Source organism: Flavobacterium sp. LPB0248, from assembly GCF_013388355.1.
GTDB lineage: Bacteria > Bacteroidota > Bacteroidia > Flavobacteriales > Flavobacteriaceae > Flavobacterium.
In genome coordinates, this window is record NZ_CP058246.1 from 3,590,124 (window position 1) to 3,612,026 (window position 21,903).

The following is a 21,903-nucleotide window of genomic DNA, read 5'->3' on the forward strand; positions in this document are numbered from 1 at the left end:
AAGTACGAATTCTAAAATAGAAGAATTTTTATGAATATTCTAGACGATTTAAAATTACAGTATAGATTGGGTGGTATTGCTATGCGAGTTATGTATTGGAACATAGCATGTTTTATTGTATCGCTTATCTTTTTCTATCAATTTTCAGTAGGTCAGTTTGCTTTTCCGAACTGGTTGGCTTTGTCGTCGGATCCTCAGGTTTTTATGTTTAAACCTTGGACGTTTTTAACGTATGCGTTCTTTCATGACGGATTTTTTCATCTGTTATTCAATATGATGGTGCTTAATTTTGCAAGTACTTTGTTCTTGACTTATTTTACTCAAAAGCAATATTTAGGACTATATCTTCTAAGCGCTCTTTTTGCAGGAGTAGTTTTTGCACTGAGTTTTTATTTTTCTAATATCAGCGGTTCCATTGTTGGAGCTTCTGCTGCTATTATGGCTATTTTGGTGGCCGCAACTACGTATTCCCCTTTAATGAATGTGCGTTTGTTTCTTTTCGGTAATGTAAAACTTTGGCACATAACTGCTGTTATTATAATTTTAGATTTAATGCAGTTTCGTCTTGGAAATATGGGCGGACATATTTCGCATCTTGCTGGCGCTTTTTTCGGATTTGCCTATATTAAATTGCTTCAGAATGGCACCGATTTAAGTGTTATTGTTTCTAAGACGTTAGATTTCTTTGTAAATCTTTTTAAAAAATCTCCTACGACCCCATTTACAAAAGTTCATAAAAATTACAGAAAACCTACAGAAAAAACGACATCAAGAATTGTTACGAAAGATAAAACGCAACAGCAGATCGATGAGATTTTAGACAAAATAAGCCAGTCAGGATATGATTGCCTGACAAAGGAAGAAAAAGAGTTTTTATTTAAAGCTGGAAAATAAACTTGTAGGAGACTAAATATGAAAAACCTTTCTTGGTTTAATAAAATAATGTTCTTTTTGAACATAGTGCTGACTGTGCTTACATTTAGCATTTATGTTTTACCTTTTTTAGCACCTAAAAGTTTTCCGCTTTTATCGGTGCTTACCTTGTTTATGCCTGCTTTTTTTGTGGCCAATATACTGTTTTTTGTCTATTGGGGAATTCAGTTTAAAAAACGTCTTATTTTGTCTGGTTTGGTTTTACTGACCGGAATTACATTTATTAGTAAATTTTATAAGTTTTCTGGAAAAGAGTATATCAAAGACGAAAAGGATTTCTCTGTAATGAGTTATAATGTGCGTCTGTTTAATGTTTTTAAATGGCTGGATAGAGATGATATTCCGTCAAACATTAAGGCTTTTATAGACGAAAAAGATCCAGATATTCTATGTATTCAAGAATATTCAAATTCGGCGCATTTAGATTTAAAAGTATATCCGCACCGTTATATTTTTATTGATGGCAAAAAAATTAAGACAGGACAGGCTATTTTTTCTAAATTTCCTATTATAGACGAGGGGAAGATTATTTTTCCTAAGTCAGATAATAATGTAGTTTATGCTGATATTAAGCGTGGAAAGGATATTATTCGTGTTTATAATATGCACTTGCAGTCCATTAAGATATCTCCAGATGTAAGTGAAATTTCAGATGATATTGATAATGTAAATCAGAAGAAATCACAGCGTATTTATGCTAGAATTAGCAAGGGATTCACACAGCAGCAAGAACAGGCGGAAATTTTTAAAGAGCATATTAAAAAATGTAATTACCCAATAATTATTTGTGGAGACATGAATAATAGTCCGTTTTCTTATGTTTACAGAAACATAAAAGGAAAACTTAAAGATGCTTTTGAAGAGGCTGGAGAAGGTTTTGGTGCAACGTATAAGTTTAAGTATTATCCAGCCAGAATTGACTATATTTTTACAGATACTAAAATGAAGGTAAAAGAGTTTGAAAGTTTTCCTGATTTCGAAAACTCAGATCATTATCCTATTATGACTAGACTTTCGATAGACCAATTTTAGATTATTTTCTGTGTTTTTAAATAATCCATTGCAAATTTACCTTCGTTAAAAAGTAAATCCAAAACACTTAAATTGTTGATGAAGCCATGTTTGTCATCAAATACTTGAGTGTATTTCTTGAAAGAATTAGTGTCTTTTTTTCCATTTGCTAAGTGTCTGAAATCGGTAAAATCAGCAACTTCATGAAAATATTCTGTTGTTTTTCCAAATTCCAGTTTCATTCGAAGGCATTTCGTAACAATGTCTAAAACTTCGAAGTTTAAATCCATTAAAAATTGGTGTTTTTTCTCGAAAATAGGAACGATATCATCTTCAAAATACTCAAAGAACGGAGAACTTCTATAAGCTGCTTCAAGCGATTTAAAATGCTGTTTCTGCCAATCAAATTCATTTTCGATCAAAATGTCTTTTGTCTTCTGATGCGTTGCTTTAGAATGCTTAACAGGAATATTTAATAATTGAATTCCATTTGGACTATAAATATAAGTTCTATTTCTATTGGTCTGTTTTTGGAAATTATCTTCCATTTCAAAAGTAATACTGTCAGATTGCGCTATTACAGCAAAATGACTAATAGAAGGGAAATAAGTTGGAAGTATTAAGGAATTCATGATTTTAATTCTTGTTTAAATGTTTCAGGTTTCAAGTTGACGTAAAAACGTGAAACTTGAAACCTGACACAAAAATAACTTTTTTTTAATTACGCTTTATTCTCTCTTCTTTTTTTCCAAATAAAATCTCCTACAAAGTAGATAGCAAGAAGTATTAGGAAGTATTTAAAGTAAGAGTGTGGCTGGCCTTCACCATCAACAGTTGTAAATACTCTGTTCCAGCGAATTTTATTGATGCCTTTTCCGTTGGTATCCCAGCTCATCCAAATGAAAACTGGTTTTCCTACGATATGATTTTCTGGAACGTAACCCCAATAACGGCTATCTTCAGAATTGTGACGGTTGTCTCCCATCATCCAATAGTAATTTTGCTTGAAGGTGTATGTTGTTGCCGGTTTTCCGTTGATTAAGAATTTTGAGCCTTGCAATTCTAATGTGTTTCCTTCATAATTAGTGATAATTTCTTTATAAAAAGGAAGGGATTCATTTGTTAGCGCAACTGTTTTTCCTGCCTCCGGAATATAAATTGGTCCCATGTTGTCTTGGTTCCATTTATTAATGTGAGGGAAAATGTCGTTGTTGTTTCCTGTGTCAATTTTTCGGATTACTGCAGTGACACCAGGAGTGTTTTTAAATCTTTCTGCTCCAGCTTCGGTTAGCGCACCTAAATAAAGAGTATCTCTTTTTTCGGTTCTAAAACCTGCAGGATCTGTAATGTCTAATTCTTTGAAAATTGTTTCAAAATCAATAGGTGTTTTTCCGTCTAAAGCTACAGCGTATGAATACTGTGGTTTAGCTCTTTCTGGTAAAACTAATTTTTTTCCGTTAATGAAAACATATCCATCTTTTATTGATAAACTGTCTCCAGGAATACCAACACATCTTTTTACGTAGTTTGATTTTTTATCAATTGGTTTAATAACACCAGGTCTTCCTTTTGGCTCAAAGAAATAATGAACCGTATCGACAGGCCAGTTAAAGACGACAATATCGCATCGGTTTATTTTTTCGAATGCTGGAAGTCTGAAATATGGCAATTGTGGCCAGCTTAAATACGACTTGCTTTTTGTCATAGGAATAGAGTCGTGAACCATTGGTAAAGCAACAGTTGTCATCGGAACTCTAGGTCCATAGTTTAATTTGCTTACAAATAAGAAATCGCCAATCAGCAAAGATTTCTCTAAAGATGATGTTGGAATTGTATAAGGCTGTACTACATAAGTGTGTACTAATGTTGCAACTATAATAGCAAACAATAAAGAGCTAACAGTATCTGCCGCTTTGTTTTCAGGTGTTAATTTACGGTCTTTATGATACTCTAATTTCTGAGTGTAATTAACAACGTAGATATAAAAACCTAAAGTGAAAAGCCCTAAAATAGTATCTAAAGTTGATTTTTTACCAAAAGTTCTTAATGTCTCAATCCATACAACTGGAAACATGATTAAGTTGATAATCGGAATAAAAAGCAAGATAGTCCACCAAGTAGGACGCCCGATAATCTTCATTAAAACGATAGAATTGTATACCGGAATTGCTGCTTCCCAGCTTTTTCTTCCCGCTGCCTGATACAGTTTCCAAGTACCAAGAAAATGGATAATCTGAACAGCTAGAAAAAATACGAACCAAGAGTATAAAGTCATAATATTGTATTTTAAGTTTCAAATTTAGGTGGGAATGTAATCCTAAATTGTATCGATTTATTGTAAGTTTAAAACGTCTTTCATTGTAAAAATCCCTTGTTTTCCTGCAAGCCATTCGGCGGCAATAACAGCACCAAGAGCAAATCCTTCGCGGTTATGAGCAGTATGTTTAATTTCGATACTGTCAATTGCAGAGTCGTAAGTTACAGTATGTGTACCAGGTACTTCTCCAATTCTTTTTGCTTCAATATGAATTTCATTCTTTTTTGCTTCGTCCATTGTCCAGTTTGCATAACCACTGTTTTCGATAACGCCTTGAGCTAAAGAAATAGCGGTTCCGCTTGGTGCATCTAGTTTATGGATGTGGTGAATTTCTTCCATAGAAACTTTATAAGAATCAAATTGATTCATGATTTTGGCTAAATATTCGTTTAGTCCAAAGAAAATATTTACTCCTAAACTGAAGTTTGAACTAGAGATGAATCCTCCTTTTTTCTCGTTGCAAAGTGCAATCATTTCGTCATAATGTTCTAACCAGCCAGTTGTTCCAGAAACTACAGGAACATTGGCATTAAAAGATGCAGAAATATTGCTAACCGCTGCTGATGGAACGCTGAAATCAATGGCAACATCGGCTGTTGAAAGTCCGTCATAGGTGTTAAATTCATCTTTCTTTAAAACTATTTCATGACCTCTTTCTAAAGCAATTCTTTCAATTACTTTACCCATTTTTCCGTATCCTAAAAGCGCAATTTTCATTATGATTTGTTTTTGATTTTTTAAATAGAGGCTGCTCTATTAAAACTTATAATTAAAGGTTAGTCCGACGTTTGGTTTAAATGTTACATCGTCGGGATAAATTTCTGGACGCATTGAAAGCCTTTCATTTACATTAAACTGTATCAGTGCGGCGTCAACATTGGCATCGATAATATTTAAGACATAGAATCCGACAACAAACAAAGCTGATAAATCTCTGTTTCTTTGGTAGAATTTTTGTCCGTCAACAAGACGGCTGTCGTCCAAAAATTGATATTTGTCATCGTTGTAGCCTTCTAATCTTCGTTTGTAGGCGTCACGATAATCGTGATATTTTTTATTGTTATCTATATAGAAATACAAACTGGTTCCGATTGCTCCGTAGACCAATGGAATTTTCCAGTATTTTTTGTTGTATGCTTGACCTAAACCAGGTAAAATAGCAGAGTAAAAAGCTGCTTTTGCTGGCGTAAGCGGGTCTATTTCTTGTAATGCGGTAGTGTCTTTTACGACTAAAACCGTGTCTTTTTTTGCTTGGGCAAAAAGAGAAACGGTTCCTGTTAGAAAGAACAATAGACCAATGGGGACAATTTTATTCACTATCCGTTTATTAATTTTATAATTCTGTTAAAGTCAGCTTCAGAATTAAATGGAATTGTAATTTTTCCTTTTCCGTTACCAGCGACTTTTATATCAACTTTTGAGCCAAAATAATCGTTGAAAGTGTGTTTTTGTGTTTCTTTAACTATAAATCCAGCATCAGCTTTAGGTTTGCCATCTGCTTTTGGCTGCTGGCCTTCATGATAATTTTTAACTAAAGCTTCTGTCTCACGAACAGATAAATTTTGACTAACGATTTTTTGATAAATATCAGTCTGAACGTCTAAATCTTCAATGTTGATAATTGCTCTACCGTGTCCCATACTGATAAAACCGTCACGAATACCTGTCTGGATAATCGGGTCTAATTTTAAAAGTCGTAAATAGTTGGCAATTGTCGAGCGTTTTTTTCCCACTCTTTCACTCATTTGTTCTTGAGTTAATTGAATTTCGTCAATTAAACGCTGGTATGATAAAGCAATCTCAATAGGATCTAAGTCATGACGTTGGATGTTTTCAACCAAAGCCATAACCAATGATTCGTTGTCATTTGCAATACGAATATAAGCAGGAACATGAGTAAGTCCTACTAATTTAGATGCACGAAGACGACGCTCTCCAGAGATTAACTGGTATTTATTAAAATCTAATTTACGAACAGTAATAGGTTGAATTACACCGAGTTCTTTAATAGAAGTGGCTAATTCGCGTAACGATTCTTCATTAAAATTGCTTCTAGGCTGAAACGGATTTATTTCAATCGCACTTATTTCAAGTTCAATGATATTTCCAACAACCTTATCAGCATTTTTGTCTTCTACTGATTTAATGTCGTTTTCCGGATCTTTTAATAAGGCAGATAATCCTCTTCCTAAGGCTTGTTTTTTAATTACTTTTGTCATAAAAACTATTTACTGTTTTTCTTTATAATTTCTTGTGCTAAATGAATATAGTTTACGGCACCTTTACTTGTTGCATCATAATTGATAATGCTTTCTCCAAAACTCGGAGCCTCACTTAATTTTACATTTCGCTGAATTACAGTGTCAAAAACCATATCATTAAAGTGTTTTTGAACTTCTTCTACAACCTGATTAGATAAACGTAATCTTGAATCGTACATTGTAAGTAGCAAACCTTCAATGTCAAGATCTGGGTTGTGTATTTTTTGAATACTCTTAATAGTGTTCAGCAATTTTCCTAATCCTTCAAGTGCAAAATATTCACACTGAATAGGAATAACTACAGAATCTGCTGCTGTTAAGGCATTTAATGTTAACAAACCTAAAGAAGGAGCACAGTCGATAATGATATAATCATATTCTTCTTTTGCTTCTTCCAATGCTTTTTTAAGCATGTATTCGCGGTTTTCTTTGTCAACCAATTCAATTTCGATAGCAACAAGGTCAATGTGAGCTGGGATCACATCTACGTTTGGAGCTGTACATTTTAAAACGGCTTCTTTTGGTGTTACAGTGTGCTCAAGTATTTGATAAGTTCCGGTTTCAACTGTTTCTACGTCAATTCCAAGGCCAGATGTAGCATTGGCCTGTGGATCAGCGTCGATCAATAATACTTTTTTTTCTAAAACACCTAATGAGGCAGCAAGATTTACTGATGTAGTAGTCTTTCCAACGCCTCCTTTTTGATTAGCAATAGCAATGATTTTGCCCATTTATTTTCTGAATTTTGAACCGTAAAAATACAATTATTTATGGTTTCTGAAAATCTATTTTGTTAACATTTGTGAAAGTGTGCCTAATCGGGGTTTTATGGGAGTTTGATTGAAAATAATTTTAGTTATGAATAAAATTATTAATAAGTTTTTTAGATGATTTAGAGATATTCTCGCTTCAAAAATGCAAGAATCTAATTTTGAAGCGAAAAGTTTATGTTTTAAAATTTCGATAGCAACCTAAACCAAACCGCTTTTTTTATCTGGTGCAATATTCATAAATACTCTTTTGATGTGCACATGTAATATTAGAAAAAACTAACGCAGTAAATAGTATGGTGTTTTTCATTTTATTTTCACGCTCTATTTGCGGACAAAAAAGCTGTTGAAGAAAAAGATATATGTTCAATAAGGTTTATTTATGTTAGAAAAAGACAAGATTTAGTGATTTTGTAGTGTTTTTGATAAGAAAATTGAGTCCCAAAACGGACTCGATGGTTGGAGATTATTGCTATTTTGGGCTTTCTTAAAATTACAATTATTACAATCTATCAAACCACAAAATGAACATTCTTATGAGTAAAAAGGCAATCTCATTATTGGCAGTATTTACGTTTATGATGCTTTTATGCAGTTTTGTTTCACCCTATTCTTCTAGCGAAAAAATAGAGGGAAATAAAAAAATCGAGCGTAAAATTGTTTACAATAAGCAGAAACATAGTATTACGTTGTCATGGTCAGCTTTTGGTTCTTCTGGAAATTATAGCATTACAAGAGGAGGCAGTCGTTTGGCATCTGATTTTGTACCGGTAGGATCAACTTCTAAATTGGCATTTACCGATAATAAACCTAGCAGAAATAAATACGAGAACTATTATAAAGTAAGTCGAAATGATATTACGATTATAATTTCGCTCGAAAATCAGATTTTTGGCGATAATATGTATTTCTATGACAGAAAATATGAAAAGGCTGAAACGGCTAAAAATGATATAAATTCGCAATTTGGCAGTATTGGTTTAGGAGGGGCAAATGGCGAATGGACAACAAAACGTCAGGCTTATTATTTTAAACCAAACGTAAATGGGCAAACTTATGATGTTGGCGGATCGGGTTCTGCATCATCTGTAGAAGCAAATGCAATAGAATTAGGGTTTTATTCTCATATTGGAGGTTTGGGTAAAGTGCCGTCAGATGTTAAATTAGGCGCTATATTTACAAGACCTCATCTTTCGGGTGGAGCAAATGCTACTTGTACATTTTGGCGTTCTGTAGAAAATGTAGAAGTAATGCGTGATTTTTCTTGGACGGTTTCTCAATCAACCAGTGCACGAAGATTGTTGATTGAAAGTACTTCTAAATATATTTCTGATATTGGAGACACTGATTTTTGGGGTAGTGGAGGTTTTATCGCCGATACTCATTATACATCATCAAGGCCAAATTGGGGCGGACAGCAACAGTGGTATACAAGAAATACTGTTTTTCCTTCTGGCTCTGGAGCTATGGGAGGTTCTTATAATATGGTTTGGCAGGGATGTGTAAATCCTCCTCAGGCAAATGATGCTAATTCGCCAATTCCGACAACGCCTATTATTAGAGAAAAGCCTTTTCTTTTTATTGATAATGATGGAGAATATAAAGTTTTTGTGCCGGCATGGCAAAAGGATAGAGTGGGAGTTTCTTGGTCGACAACAGATATGGGGAAAGGCCAAATTCAAGATTTAAGTGCAAATTGGTATGTTGCTAAAGAAGGAGATACCGATGTTGAGATTAATGCAGCATTAAAAGTGGGTAAAAATATATTTTTTACTCCTGGACATTATGCATTGAATGCTCCGATTCAGGTAAACAGAAAAGATGCTATACTTCTTGGTGCTGGTATTGCTTCTGTAACACTAGAGCCGACAGAGAAAAATACTTGGGGATGTATTTATGCGGATGATAAAGACGGAATTATCATTGCTGGACTTTTAATGGATTCATTAAATAGTACGACCTATCAAGTTAGAATTGGTAATGAAGGAGCAAATGCGGATCATAGTATAGATCCTATTTTGCTTAGTGATATTACATGTCGAGTAGGTGGAGTTCAGTCAAAAAATATACAGATTCAGGCTTCTATGCAAATAAAAAGTAATAATGTTGTAGGGGATCATTTCTGGTTATGGCGTGCCGATCATGGTTCGCAAAAAGGTGGCGATGCACGCTGGAAAAGAGATAGATGTAAAAACGGACTTATTGTTTCTGGTAATGATGTAACGTTATATGCATTGTTTGTTGAACATTATCAGGAATATGAAGTATTATGGTTAGGAGAACGTGGTAGAACTTTCTTCTTTCAAAATGAGCCACCATACGATGCGCCAAATCAAGCAAGTTGGAGCAGTCAAGGAGGAAGAGTTGATGGTTATGCTGCATTTAAAGTAGCAAATACTGTAAAAGAACATCATACTATAGGAATGGGATCTTATGCTGTTTTTACAGGAACTGATGGAAATGTGAATAAGAAAAATGGTTTTGAAGCACCTAATAGTCCAAATGTAAAACTGGAAAAAATGTGTATCACACGTTTTGCAGGACCAGGAAATATTCAAAACGTTATTAATGGTACTGGTGGAAGCACAGCAACTGGTGCAAAACGTTTGGCATCATATAATAACGGAGAAGGCGTACAGCCTTTTGATGAAGAATTTATTTTGCCTAATAAGGAGTCCTATCCTTCTTATATAAGTATGGAAAAATAGCAAGACCGATTTTTTTCGCCACGAATTCACGAATAGTTTTTTCAAATCTTTGTGATTATTTATTCGAATTAATTCGAATAATATTAGATAAAGTATTTAAAAAGAAAATTCGTGAATTCGTGGCGAATACTATTTATTTCGTTTCTAGTATGTTTACGAATAGCTAACAAAGTCGCAAAGTTTTTTATTTGAGTTTAAAGCAAAAAAAAGTTTTTTCAAAATTGAAAAGACTTTTGTCGGGGTGGCAGTTCCGAAAGCTTTCAGGAGAACCTGCGGCCTTCCTGATTTTTAACCAGGAAGCGATAACCGTTCGATTATATAGATTTTAGCTTATTGCAAAAAAAAAGTCTTTCCAAATAAATGAAAAGACTTTTGTCGGGGTGGCAGGATTCGAACCTGCGGCCTCCTGCTCCCAAAGCAGGCGCGATAACCGGGCTACGCTACACCCCGAAGATGTAATTTTGTGGTAGTGCCCGAAAGCGGATGCAAAGATATAAATAAATTTGATTTGTAAAAGGAAAAAATGAAAATAAATAAAACTTATTTTGATATAGCTATTTCAGATTTATTTTCGGCGTTATTTTTTATAATAAAGTTTACATTTGCAACTCAAAAAAAACTATTACTATGTCAAATACAATCGAAAAAATTAAATGCCTTATTATAGGTTCTGGTCCTGCAGGATATACTGCGGCTATTTATGCGGCTAGAGCTAACATGAATCCAGTATTATATCAAGGAATGCAGCCTGGTGGTCAATTGACTACTACTAATGAGGTTGAAAACTTTCCTGGTTATGTTGATGGAGTGACAGGACCTGAAATGATGATTCAGTTACAGGAACAAGCAAAACGTTTTGGGGCAGATATTCGTGATGGATGGGCTACAAAAGTTGATTTTTCTGGAGATATTCATAAAGTTTGGATTAACGATACAATCGAATTGCACTGTGAAACTGTAATTATTTCTACAGGTGCTTCGGCTAAATATTTAGGATTGCCATCAGAACAGCACTATTTAAATATGGGTGGTGGAGTTTCTGCATGTGCTGTATGTGATGGATTCTTCTACAGAAACCAAGAGGTTGTGATTGTTGGAGCGGGAGATTCTGCTTGTGAAGAAGCACATTATTTGTCTAAGCTTTGCAAAAAAGTAACAATGCTTGTTAGAAGCGAAAAATTCAGAGCTTCTAAAATTATGGAAGAGCGCGTTCGTAAAACTGAAAATATCGAGATTTTAATGAATCATGATACCGTTGAAGTTTTAGGAGATAACAATGTAGTTCATGCTATTAAAGCTTTAAACAAAACAACTGGCGAAACAATCGAAATTCCTGCAACTGGTTTCTTCGTGGCAATTGGTCACAAACCAAATACAGATATTTTTAAAGATTATATTACTCTCGACGAAACAGGATATATTGTAAATACTCCTGGTACATCTAAAACAAATGTTGAAGGTGTATTTGTAGCTGGAGATGCTGCAGATCATGTATACCGTCAGGCAATTACTGCTGCTGGAACAGGATGCATGGCGGCTTTGGATGCTGAAAGATATTTAGCTTCTAAGGAATAAGTTAAAAAGTTTCAAGTTTCAGGTTTCAAGTTGTTGGAAAGCTGAAATCTTTTCTAATAAAAAATCCCAGTCTAAAATTTTAGACTGGGATTTTTCTTTTTCGTTATATTGATTTTTTAAACTTTAAAAAGCTTACAATGTCGCTGCTTTTGGTTTTGCTGCGCCTGGCTTTTTTATCAGTTTTGCTTCTTCACTAAAGCGTGTAAGTTCTATTTTTGGATCACCATATAATGAAATTTCAGACTTGTCTCCAGCTGCTATTGCGATAGTGGTATCGGCTAAAATTGTAGCAACAGCAGAACCTTCAGCTGTAACATTTGCATCTTTCAACGTGAATTTTGTTCCGGTGAAAACTGAATTATTGTCTAAGCGAATAGTTGCTTTTTCGGCAATTCCTTCAATGGCCGCAGTTGCTTTTTGATATAAATCACATTTGAATTTTATTGCAGAAACCAATGTTTTAACGCTAGCATATTTACTCAATTGCAAACTTCCGTCCTCTGCTTTTAAGTTTAATTCTGTTCTAGACTTATCATCGGCAATTAAAGTAAATTTCTTTGCATTTACATTCAAATACAATTTAGAAAAGTCCATGCAATTCATTGTAATGTCGTCTAATTGTAGCTCTTGAATAGCATAAACTATAGCTTCGTTTTTAGTGATTACTTTATTCAAAGATTTAGTATAAGTAACCTTAACAGATAGTTTCTTAAAAATAGCAGATTCCTTATTAGTGTATAAACGAAGTGTTTTTTCTCTTAAATCCATGCCTACAATATCGTGTAGGTTGTCATCGGCTTCAATTTTAATTTCGTTTTTCTCTCCTTGTTCCAAATAAACTTCTAGGTTATCATCGACTTCAAGAGCATCAAAACTTCCAACTTCTTTTATTGAGGTAGTTACAATTTTAGAACCTTTAATTTTTTCTCTTTTTTGAGCGAAAGTCAGAGTCGTAACAAATAATAATAGGAGTAGGGCGGTACTTTTTTTCATTAATTCTAGATTTGATTTTGACAAATATAAAAAAATCATCCACTTTTGATGAATGATTTCGTTTATATTTAACAGTTGCTTTTTTAGCTTTTGTTTACGCTTCCTCCAGAACTTGAGGATTTTTCAACCGTTTTTGGATTCCCGCTGTAATTAATATTTCCTCCACTAGAAGCGTCTGCTTTTAAGCTTAAAATTGGTTGTACAGAAACTGTTCCTCCGCTAGAGGCATCTGCATGAATGTCATTTGCTATTAATTTTTCAGCATCAATACTTCCTCCGCTTGAAACTGAAGTCGTTAGACTTAAAGCTTTACCTTCAATATCTATAGAACTTCCGCTTCCAGCATCTATTGCAATTCTGTCAGATTCGATTTTAACATCCATCGATGCTGCGCTCGAAGCTTCTAAAGTAACATCTTCACCTTGAACAAATCCGTCAGTTTCAACAGTTGAAGCACTAGAAGCTTCAATTTTATGAACAACAGGCATTTTTACTGTTACTTTTTTTGATGTAATGTTACGGAAAGAGCTGTATTTGCATTCAATAATAAGCGTTCCGTTTTCTACTTTAGTAACAATTTCTTTTTGAAGATTATCATCAGCCTCAACTGTGATTTCTGTAGCATCAGACTGTACAATAACCAAATCGATAGCATTACTTACAGAAATGTTTTTAAATTCTCCTTGAACATTTCTTTTTTCTGTTGTAACATTTCCGCTTCCTTCAATTGCATTCATGTTAAAATTACATGAGGCAAATAATAAGGCTGTAACAGTCGCAATTATAAATTTCGTAATATGAATGATTATTTTTATCATGGTTTAGTTAGTTTTGATTACAACTCCGTTTTTATCAATAGTTAATTTTCCTTTTTTTCCGTTTAAAACTTCTTTTCCATTAATTTTAACCGAAACTTCTTTTATAGTGTCATTTGAGCTACCAGTATTATTTTCGTTGTCATTCTCGTAGTCATTTTCATAATCGTTGTCATTGTCCTCATCAACAGGACAGTTTAAACATTTTACTTTAGATCCGATAACTTTGTAATTGTAATCTCCTTTGTAATTCAGTTCAAAGAAATTGTCATCTGAGTTATAGTAATCTCTTACAGAAGAATCTGGTTTAACTAGTTGTCCTTCTGGTAAGTAAAGGTAGATGTCAACTTCTTGCCCTCTAAATTTATTTTTTACATCTGTCAGAAAATAATTATCCAAAATTAAATGATTTCCGCTAATTTGAAACTTATAATTAATTTTTTCTGCTCTTTTTTTAGCGTTTGTAAAAGAGTTGCCTCTTGCACTTTTTTCAATCTGAATGAACGGAGCTGATTCATCTGTATGTAATACATGTAAACGTACATCGTTAGAATAGATCAATTCGTTGTTTGCAGAATCTTGTACAAATTCGAATTCTCTATAGTGGTTCAAGCTTTTTGTATAATAATCATTGTACTTAAACTTTATGAATAAAGTATCAGTAGGTTTGATTGCCAGAACTTTTTTCTCTACTATTTTATTGTCGTATGAAATTTCAGTTGCCTGTTTGATTCCAATACTTGTAAGAATTGCAATAGAAATAATCCAAAGTGCTAAAAGCGTATATTTTGTAATGTTTCCAATTGATTTTAAGTTTGGAGACAACAATTTAAATCCTAATAATGTTAAGAAGAAAAACGGAATTCCAACAGCAAAGAACATTAACAATCCGAATGACCAAAGAGGATATTCTGTAAAGTTTCCAGCTTCTACAAAATTCTGCCAAGGGAAATCGATAAAAATATTAGTTCCTAAAGTAAATACGCCAATCAATAACATGATTAAGGTAGAAATCCCTGAGATAATTAGAATTACTCCTAAAAACTTAGCAAAGATTTTAAAAACCGTCATGACAAAGTCTCCAAATGAACTACTTATTCTCCCAGCTCCCGACTTTACCTGGTTTCCCATTTTGTCATAATCTGCATTTTTGAATTTTTCAGAAAGTGAATCAATTTCTTCGCGAACTTTTTTTTCGATGTTCGAAATAGTCACTGGTTCTCCTGTCATTTCCAATTTTTCAGAAGTTGTTACCGCTTCAGGAGTTACAATCCAAAGAACGAAGTAAGCTAAAATTCCTGTTCCAAAACCTGCAAAAACGAAGATTAAGAATACGATTTTAATCCAAACTGCGTCAATTCCAAAGTAATGTCCTAAACCTGTAGCTACACCGCCAATCATACCATTTTCTTTGTCACGATATAATTTTTTGTGTTTTCTTGCAGTATAGTTATTGAAAGATTGATTTGCATTTTCTTCGTCTTCAATTCTATAATCTTCTGGTTGTCCCATCACTGCAATCACTTCGTCAACATCTTTCAGTCCAACAACATGTTTTTCGCTTTTTTGTTTTTCTGTCAGTAATTCAGAAACACGCATTTCGATATCTTTAATGATTTCATCCTGGCCAGATGAGTTGTTAAGGGATCGTTTTATAGCGTCAAAATAGCGTGTCAATTTTAAGTATGCATCTTCATCGATGTGAAAAAACATCCCGCCTAAGTTAATATTTACTGTTTTGTTCATGACTTATTGATTTTGATTGGTGATTAGATTTACGGCGTCGGATAATTCTGTCCAAGTACCGCTAAGTTCGTTTAAAAATGTTTGTCCTATTTCGGTTAATCCATAATATTTTCGTGGTGGCCCAGAGGTCGATTCTTCCCAGCGATAATTAAGTAAACCATCGTTTTTTAATCTAGTTAACAACGGGTAAACGGTTCCTTCTACAACTAGTAATTTTGCGTTTTTTAAAGTGTCTAATATTTCAGATGTATATGCGTCTTTTTCTTTTAATACAGATAAGATGCAAAACTCAAGAACACCTTTGCGCATCTGTGCTTTTGTGTTTTCAATGTTCATAATTTCATTTTGTTTTTTTTTGATTGAACAATTCGTTTTTTGATTGATGATGATTTGATTGATGATGATTTGATTGATGATTGATTTCGAAACTTATATGATTTGATTGATGTTTCGACTATAACTTTTAATTTTTGTGTCACTTTATAAAAGGAATCGTAATCGGATATTTGTATAATTCTCCGTTTGAAGCTTTTATTGAAGCATAAATCACTAAAAAGAACTCAACAAATTTTAATAATCCGAAAAGGATAACAGCTGTTATGCCGACACTTAGAATTCCAATATTTGCTTGAAAATTAAAGTTTCTAATTACAAAATCGTCGCTATTAAAAACTGCTTCTAATGGAAGATTCTGCAAGAAAACCGTAACGAAAATCGGTATTGCGATAAGTGCTAAAATCAATGAATAAAGCAAAATGCTTAATTGAAAGTTCAAAGCTTGTTTTCCGTGATGATCTGCAAATTCAGACTTGTCTTTATAGTTTGTCCAAATGATTAGGGGAAAAATATAGTTCCCAAACGGAATTATATATTGGCTTAAAGTACTCAAATGAGTAAATGCTGCTGTATTCTTTTCTGATGTTTTTTCCATGATGAGTGGTGTTGTTGTTTCCATGATTAAAAGTATATAGTAATTTCTTATGCAAATATATGTCTAAAAGACAGTATCTTGTTTTGCATAGTACTAATTATTAACAAAAATTTAACAAATTAAAAACCGCTAAATATAGACCAAAGCACTGAAAATCATTTGAAAGTACCATGTTTATTGACTTCTTTTGATATGCAAAGAATTTATTGTGCGTGCATAGTTTTTTTGTATTTTTACATAAAAAAATAAATTATATGGCACTTTCGGTATCAAAACTTAATAAGTTTGTCTTCTTCAAACTTCCTTCAGCATACTTTTGCGGAGTTCGCGTAAAGGACATAAATGAGAATAGCTGTACAGTAACAGTAAAACACAGATGGATCAATCAAAATCCATTTAATTCGATGTATTTTGCTGTTCAGGCAATGGCGGCAGAGCTTACAACAGGTGCTCTAGTTATTTCACAGATACAGCAAAGTGGGAGGAAAATCTCTATGCTGGTTGCCAATAACAAAGGAAATTTCACTAAAAAAGCAACAGGACGAATTACTTTTGTCTGCAATGATGGGCATTTGATTGCCGATGCTATTAAAAAAACTTTAGAAACCGGAGAAGGACAAACGTTCTGGATGAAGTCTATCGGAACAAATGAAGAAGGTGTTCAAGTTTCTGAAATGGATTTTGAATGGAGTATTCGTGTGAAATAGATGCTACCAATAATCATAAAAATAGTAATGATCTGCCTAACAGCAGGTCATTTTTTTTGGAATGTACTTACTTCTATAACTAATGCTTTTTCTTTTTATAAGGTCTTGTAACAGGTTTGTTTTTTGTTCACTTTTCTTTTGTATTTTTAATACATAAATGTTTTCATAAAAAAAACGTGCGTTAATTTTATCTTCATTTAATAGTAATAGTTTTACGTTTAAATTGAATTTGAAAGCCTCAGAGATTTGAAATTTTATTCTGAAATTGAGATGTCAAAGAGCTTTCGTTCCCAAACAAGTAAGATTTATGGATGGTAAAAAACAAATTTTTCAGACCACTACTCAAAAACGCTGGAAAACTTTTCAATGGTCAAGTAGACTCCTATTGTTTATTCTGATTTTAATGGTTCCTATTTTTTTTATCACTTTAAAAAGAGGATTGAAACCAGTATTACCGATTTTAGCAAATAACAGTCAAGTTGGACATAGCTTAGAAAATCCAATAACACCTAAAGATTTAAGTCCAAAAGAGCTTAAAAAATTTAAAGGTTTTGATTATTTCTTGAGAGCAAAAACTAAAATCGAAAAACTAAAAAACCAGCCTGCTGATGTAAAAACAGCATCAGAAGTTCGAGCTGCTTTTTATGTTGACTGGGATCCGCAAAGTTTGTTTTCACTTCAAAAAAATATTGATAAACTTAATATGGTAGTTCCAGAATGGTTTTTTATTGATCCGAAAACCGATCTATTGCGAACTGAGATTGATACGGCCGCCTTAAAAGCAATGAAAAAAGGAAAAGTAAAGATACTTCCTTTAATCAATAATATAAATGAATCTTTAGGAGAAGGTGATTTTGATGGAGATCTTATTCATCGCATTCTTCATGATAATAATAAAAGAGAAAGGCTTATTAATGATATTGTAAAAGCATTAAAAAAATACGATTTACAAGGTATAAATATTGATTTTGAGGAGTTTAAAGAAAATAGCGATGAACCTATAATTGCTTTTCAGAAAGTATTATACGAGAAACTGGATCCATTAGGATACCTCGTTTCGCAAGATGTTATGGCTGGAGACGATGATTTTAATGTGAAAGCATTGGCCAATTACAACGATTATATATTTCTAATGGCATATGATGAACATTATGCTAGTAGTGTCTCAGGAGAAATAAGTGGACAGAAGTGGATTGAAAGGATAGTCGACAAAACGGCAAAAGAAGTCTCGTCAGAAAAAATAATTCTGTGTTTTGCTGGTTATGGTTACGATTGGCAGGAAAAGAAAGAAGGTGAAACCATAACTTATGATCAGGCAATAGCCATTGCAAAACAATATAATGCCACGATAAAGTTTGATAACAATACTTATAATAACTCTTTTAAGTATACAGATATAAACGGTAAAAAACATGAAGTCGATTTTGAAGATGCCGCAACTAATTTTAATACTATAAGATTTAGCGATGAATATGGTTTGGCAGGAACGGCTTTGTGGCGACTTGGCAGTGAAGATCAGCGTTTGTGGACTTACTATCACCGAAGCTTAACTAATGAAAGCATTAAGAAAAAGCCTTTCGATTTTAAAGTAATGAAACGAGTAAATACTCGAATTGAAAGCCCTGCTTATATTGGTGACGGCGAAATATTAAATGTTATTGCCGATCCTGCGCCAGGAAAAATAAAGCTAGAAATTGATAAGGATGAAGCTATTATAACAGAACAAAAATATCTAGAATTGCCCACCAAATACGTTATAAGCAAATTTGGAAATGTAAACAAACAAGTCATTTTAACTTTTGATGATGGGCCAGATCCTACTTATACACCGCAGATTTTAGATATTTTAAAGAAAGAAAAAGTACCAGCTGTTTTCTTTGTTATCGGTATTCAGGGAGAAAATAATATTCCTTTACTGCAAAGGATTTATGAAGAAGGCCATGAAATAGGGAATCATACTTTTACACATCCTAATATTGCTTTGGTCAGTGCAGAAAGGGCAGCAAAAGAAATGGAAACTACACGGTTGTTAATTGAAGCTGTTACAGGGAAAAGTACTGTGCTTTTTAGAGCGCCCTATAATGCAGATGCCGAACCAACTACAGAAGCCGAACTAAAACCAATTGCATTAAGTAAAACGCAAAATTATTATACAGTTGGAGAAAGTATAGATCCGAATGATTGGGAAAAAGGAGTAAGTGCTGATTCTATTTATACAAGAACCATAAAGCAGTATGAGGCAAATCCCGACAAAGGAATTATTCTGCTTCACGACGCGGGTGGAAACAGAGAAGCTACGGTTAAAGCGCTTCCTAGAATTATAAAATACTTTAAAGACAGAAAAATTCAATTTACAACGGTTGCTCATTTGCTTGGAAAAACTAAAGATGAAATTATGCCAGAAGCAAAAGGGCCTTTTATAACCATTGATAATTTAATTTTTGATTTCGGATATTGGTTTGGCCATTTTATTAGTGCAACATTTTGGGTAGCTATTTTTCTAGGTTTTTTGCGTATTGCACTGATGGCTATTATGGCTTTTATAAAAAAATGGAAAGATCATAAACATCCGCCCGTTTTTAAAACCTTTAATGGAGGTCTTCCAAAAGTGAGTATTATTGTTCCTGCTTATAATGAAGAAATAAATGCAGTTAAAACTATCGAAAATTTATTGGGACAGGACTATCCTGATTTTGATATTATTTTTGTAGATGATGGATCTAAAGACAAAACTTTCGCCATGATTAATGAAGCTTTTGCTAATAACCCAAAAGTGAAAATAAATACAAAGCCCAATGGAGGAAAAGCTTCGGCATTGAATTGCGGAATTTCATTAACAGAAAATGAGTATGTCGTTTGTATTGATGCCGATACACAACTAAAAACCGATGCGATTTCACAATTAATGAAAGGTTTTACAATTCAGTTAAAAGATGATCAGGAAATTGGTGCTATTGCTGGGAATGTAAAAGTTGGCAATGAAAACACCATGCTTACCAGATGGCAAAGTATTGAATATACAACGGCGCAGAATTTTGACCGAAGAGCTTTTGATTTAATAAACGGAATCACTGTAGTTCCTGGTGCAATTGGTGCATTCAAAAAAGAAGCAATTGAAAAAGCGGGAGGTTTTACAACCGATACACTGGCAGAAGACTGCGATTTAACCATTCGTATTTTAAGAAACGATTATCGCATCATAAATTGTATAGAAGCCGTTGCTGTAACAGAAGCTCCAGAAAGTCTGAAAGAATTTATGAAACAGCGTTTTCGTTGGAGTTACGGAATTATGCAGGCATTCTGGAAAAATAGAGATGCTTGTTTTAATCCGAGATATAAAGGATTGGGAATGGTCGCTTTGCCTAATATTCTGCTTTTTCAGATTGTATTGCCAATTTTTGCGCCTTTGGCAGATCTAGTTTTGATCTTAAGTTTAATCTGGAATCACAACGATCCGGATAGTCTCCATAAAATATTGATTTACTACATAGCATTTATGGTAGTTGACATGATGGTTAGCTTTGTCGCCTTTATTTTCGAAAAAGAAAAACTTACTAAATTGATATGGTTAATTCCGCAACGATTTATCTATAGACAATTGATGTATGTGATTTTATTTAAAGCACTAAGAAAAGCTATAAAAGGAGAAAGCCAAAGTTGGGGAGTACTTACAAGAACCGGAAATGTTGCGACAGTTAAATAGTTTTTTTAGCCACAGATTAAAAGGATGTAAAAGATTTCTCTATGAAGATTTTAAAAAATCTTTTCTAATCCTTTAATCTGTGGCAAATAAGCACAAAAAAAGACCTCAGATAGTTGAGGTCTTTTTCTTGAAATAAATTTCAGTTTATTTTTTAACGCAACAAGATTTTTTATCTTTTTTCTCAGTTGAGGTCTTTTTGCAGCAAGATTCTTTTTTTGCTTTTTCTTTTGTCGCTGGTTTTGTTTCTTGAGCCATTACTCCAATTGAAAATAAAGCAGCTGTCATTACTGTGATAACTTTTGTCATTTTAATTAAATATTTTTTGTGTTAGAGATTATAATTGGTAATCCAAATATAAACTGATTTAGTATTTGTGAGAATAGTTTTATTGTTAATGTTTTGATAAAAGAGATCTAGAAATTAAAAACCATAAGCAACTTTACGTTCTTTATATTGTCCTTTTTCTATGATCCAAATCAATTCATAACTTCCGGCGCCATCACTATTGCTTGAAGAAATATATAAAATATCCGAGTTTTTGTCATAATTTATTTTTGTATTAAAAAGACTTGGCTCATATAAATCCTCAAAAGCATTTTTAGGAAGTTCAATTGTTTGAGATCCCATGTCTATCGTTATGGATTTAAAAGTTGTTTTAGGAATTCCTCCGTCAGTTCCCCAAAAATGCTTTCCATTAATCTTTTTTACGATCGATTTGCTGTCTTTAAAATAGCTGAGTTTTGCAGTGTTTGATTCGAATTTTTTGCTTTCAATACTAATGCTAAGACCATCTTTCTCAAAAATAACTTTAGTTTGAGTTTCTTTGATTAAAGGGATTTTTGTGAATTCGGACAAATATTGAACTCTGTCTTTGTATAGATAACCACTCTTATCTTTGTCATTTTTGGAATAATCAATGTTGATCCAATTGTTTTTCGGTTCGAAACAATACACTACAAAACCGTTATTCAATTTGTCTGAAATATTGTTGCCTTTTGACGCTTCGGTTCTAATGTTCACGTATCCGTCATTGTCTTTTATAACTGCAAATTGCGCTGATGCATTTATTCTGGTAAACATCATTAAGAAGACAAATATTTTCTTCATTGTTAATTTTTATTTGAAAAAATCGTCATCAATTTTAATGTTTAACGATTTCATGATTATGCCCTTATAGTTTTCTTTCAGTAAATTCCGTATTGCAGGTTGAGATTTGTATACCATCTTATAATTATCATTTTCAATTTCAATGCTTTTAATGGATTTGCTAATTTCACTAATATTTTCATCGTTCCATCTTCCTCTTCCAAAATAAATATAACCATCTTCTTCTTCGGGATTATGCGGGATTAAATTAAAAACAATTGAATCTCCTTTTTTCATTTCATCCAATTGATCGTTCTTCACTTGTGAGTTTATTATCAATTTTACTT

20 protein-coding genes and 1 tRNA gene are annotated in these 21,903 nt (G+C 33.1%); 6 read left to right on the plus strand and 15 right to left on the minus strand.

What is annotated here, in order from left to right; translation table 11 throughout:
- Nucleotides 1-30: 30 nt before the first annotated feature.
- Together LPB248_RS15205 and LPB248_RS15210 are read left to right on the plus strand one after the other, a co-directional pair.
- Nucleotides 31-894 (plus strand): rhomboid family intramembrane serine protease, encoded by an 864-nt coding sequence (locus tag LPB248_RS15205; RefSeq protein ID WP_177212182.1) that lies wholly within the window; start codon nt 31-33, stop codon nt 892-894.
- An 18-nt stretch (nt 895-912) separates the two neighbouring features.
- A complete protein-coding gene (locus LPB248_RS15210; RefSeq protein ID WP_177212183.1) occupies nt 913-1,965 on the plus strand; it encodes an endonuclease/exonuclease/phosphatase family protein in 1,053 nt (350 codons plus the stop codon).
- Here the strand turns inward: LPB248_RS15210 and LPB248_RS15215 are convergent.
- The 6 genes from LPB248_RS15215 to LPB248_RS15240 form a co-directional block, all read right to left on the minus strand.
- Complete coding sequence (locus LPB248_RS15215) at nt 1,962-2,576, minus strand: WbqC family protein (RefSeq protein WP_177212184.1); 615 nt, start codon at nt 2,574-2,576, stop codon at nt 1,962-1,964. The genes LPB248_RS15210 and LPB248_RS15215 overlap by 4 nt on opposite strands.
- An 89-nt stretch (nt 2,577-2,665) precedes the next feature.
- Nucleotides 2,666-4,219, minus strand: a complete 1,554-nt coding sequence (gene lepB, locus LPB248_RS15220) for a signal peptidase I (RefSeq protein ID WP_177212185.1) — start codon at nt 4,217-4,219, stop codon at nt 2,666-2,668.
- Between the two features lie 57 nt (nt 4,220-4,276).
- Nucleotides 4,277-4,978, minus strand: a complete 702-nt coding sequence (gene dapB / locus LPB248_RS15225; protein WP_177212186.1) for a 4-hydroxy-tetrahydrodipicolinate reductase — start codon at nt 4,976-4,978, stop codon at nt 4,277-4,279.
- 39 nt (nt 4,979-5,017) lie between these two features.
- Nucleotides 5,018-5,578: a DUF5683 domain-containing protein gene (locus LPB248_RS15230; RefSeq protein ID WP_177212187.1), complete on the minus strand. Its 561-nt coding sequence runs from the start codon at nt 5,576-5,578 to the stop codon at nt 5,018-5,020.
- Nucleotides 5,578-6,480 (minus strand): ParB/RepB/Spo0J family partition protein, encoded by a 903-nt coding sequence (locus LPB248_RS15235; protein ID WP_177212188.1) that lies wholly within the window; start codon nt 6,478-6,480, stop codon nt 5,578-5,580. Before LPB248_RS15235 ends, LPB248_RS15230 begins: the two co-directional genes overlap by 1 nt.
- Nucleotides 6,481-6,485: 5 nt before the next feature.
- Entirely contained in the window at nt 6,486-7,253 is a 768-nt protein-coding gene (locus LPB248_RS15240) for a ParA family protein (protein WP_008464569.1), read from the minus strand.
- A gap of 575 nt (nt 7,254-7,828) precedes the next feature.
- Here LPB248_RS15240 and LPB248_RS15245 point away from each other — a divergent pair.
- A complete protein-coding gene (locus LPB248_RS15245; RefSeq protein WP_177212189.1) occupies nt 7,829-10,000 on the plus strand; it encodes a hypothetical protein in 2,172 nt (723 codons plus the stop codon).
- 375 nt (nt 10,001-10,375) lie between these two features.
- On the opposite strand, the gene LPB248_RS15250 is transcribed toward LPB248_RS15245, so the two are convergent.
- Nucleotides 10,376-10,450, minus strand: a tRNA-Pro gene (locus LPB248_RS15250).
- Between the two features lie 177 nt (nt 10,451-10,627).
- On the opposite strand from LPB248_RS15250, the gene trxB reads away from it, so the two are divergent.
- On the plus strand, nt 10,628-11,575 hold the full coding sequence (trxB, locus tag LPB248_RS15255; RefSeq protein WP_177212190.1) for a thioredoxin-disulfide reductase: 948 nt from the start codon (nt 10,628-10,630) through the stop codon (nt 11,573-11,575).
- Nucleotides 11,576-11,707: 132 nt separating this feature from the next.
- On the opposite strand, the gene LPB248_RS15260 is transcribed toward trxB, so the two are convergent.
- The 5 genes from LPB248_RS15260 to LPB248_RS15280 form a co-directional block, all read right to left on the minus strand.
- Entirely contained in the window at nt 11,708-12,568 is an 861-nt protein-coding gene (locus tag LPB248_RS15260; protein WP_255462953.1) for a GIN domain-containing protein, read from the minus strand.
- 83 nt (nt 12,569-12,651) lie between these two features.
- On the minus strand, nt 12,652-13,386 hold the full coding sequence (locus LPB248_RS15265) for a head GIN domain-containing protein (RefSeq protein WP_177212192.1): 735 nt from the start codon (nt 13,384-13,386) through the stop codon (nt 12,652-12,654).
- Between the two features lie 3 nt (nt 13,387-13,389).
- Nucleotides 13,390-15,129, minus strand: a complete 1,740-nt coding sequence (locus LPB248_RS15270) for a PspC domain-containing protein (protein WP_177212193.1) — start codon at nt 15,127-15,129, stop codon at nt 13,390-13,392.
- 3 nt (nt 15,130-15,132) lie between these two features.
- Nucleotides 15,133-15,465: a PadR family transcriptional regulator gene (locus tag LPB248_RS15275; RefSeq protein ID WP_008464689.1), complete on the minus strand. Its 333-nt coding sequence runs from the start codon at nt 15,463-15,465 to the stop codon at nt 15,133-15,135.
- 139 nt (nt 15,466-15,604) lie between these two features.
- Nucleotides 15,605-16,060, minus strand: coding sequence for a DUF4870 domain-containing protein (locus LPB248_RS15280; RefSeq protein WP_177212194.1), 456 nt, complete (start codon nt 16,058-16,060; stop codon nt 15,605-15,607).
- A gap of 254 nt (nt 16,061-16,314) precedes the next feature.
- Between LPB248_RS15280 and LPB248_RS15285 the strand changes: the two genes are divergently transcribed.
- Together LPB248_RS15285 and LPB248_RS15290 are read left to right on the plus strand one after the other, a co-directional pair.
- Nucleotides 16,315-16,767: a DUF4442 domain-containing protein gene (locus LPB248_RS15285; protein WP_177212195.1), complete on the plus strand. Its 453-nt coding sequence runs from the start codon at nt 16,315-16,317 to the stop codon at nt 16,765-16,767.
- Between the two features lie 307 nt (nt 16,768-17,074).
- Complete coding sequence (locus tag LPB248_RS15290; protein ID WP_177212196.1) at nt 17,075-20,470, plus strand: polysaccharide deacetylase family protein; 3,396 nt, start codon at nt 17,075-17,077, stop codon at nt 20,468-20,470.
- Between the two features lie 144 nt (nt 20,471-20,614).
- On the opposite strand, the gene LPB248_RS15295 is transcribed toward LPB248_RS15290, so the two are convergent.
- The 3 genes from LPB248_RS15295 to LPB248_RS15305 all read right to left on the minus strand — a co-directional run bounded on the left by LPB248_RS15295 (nt 20,615) and on the right by LPB248_RS15305 (nt 21,877).
- The gene (locus tag LPB248_RS15295) at nt 20,615-20,776 is read right to left on the minus strand and encodes a hypothetical protein (protein WP_177212197.1); all 162 of its coding nucleotides are present in this window, start codon (nt 20,774-20,776) and stop codon (nt 20,615-20,617) included.
- A 114-nt stretch (nt 20,777-20,890) separates the two neighbouring features.
- The gene (locus LPB248_RS15300) at nt 20,891-21,577 is read right to left on the minus strand and encodes a hypothetical protein (RefSeq protein ID WP_177212198.1); all 687 of its coding nucleotides are present in this window, start codon (nt 21,575-21,577) and stop codon (nt 20,891-20,893) included.
- 9 nt (nt 21,578-21,586) lie between these two features.
- Nucleotides 21,587-21,877, minus strand: coding sequence for a hypothetical protein (locus LPB248_RS15305; protein WP_177212199.1), 291 nt, complete (start codon nt 21,875-21,877; stop codon nt 21,587-21,589).
- Nucleotides 21,878-21,903 lie beyond the last annotated feature (26 nt).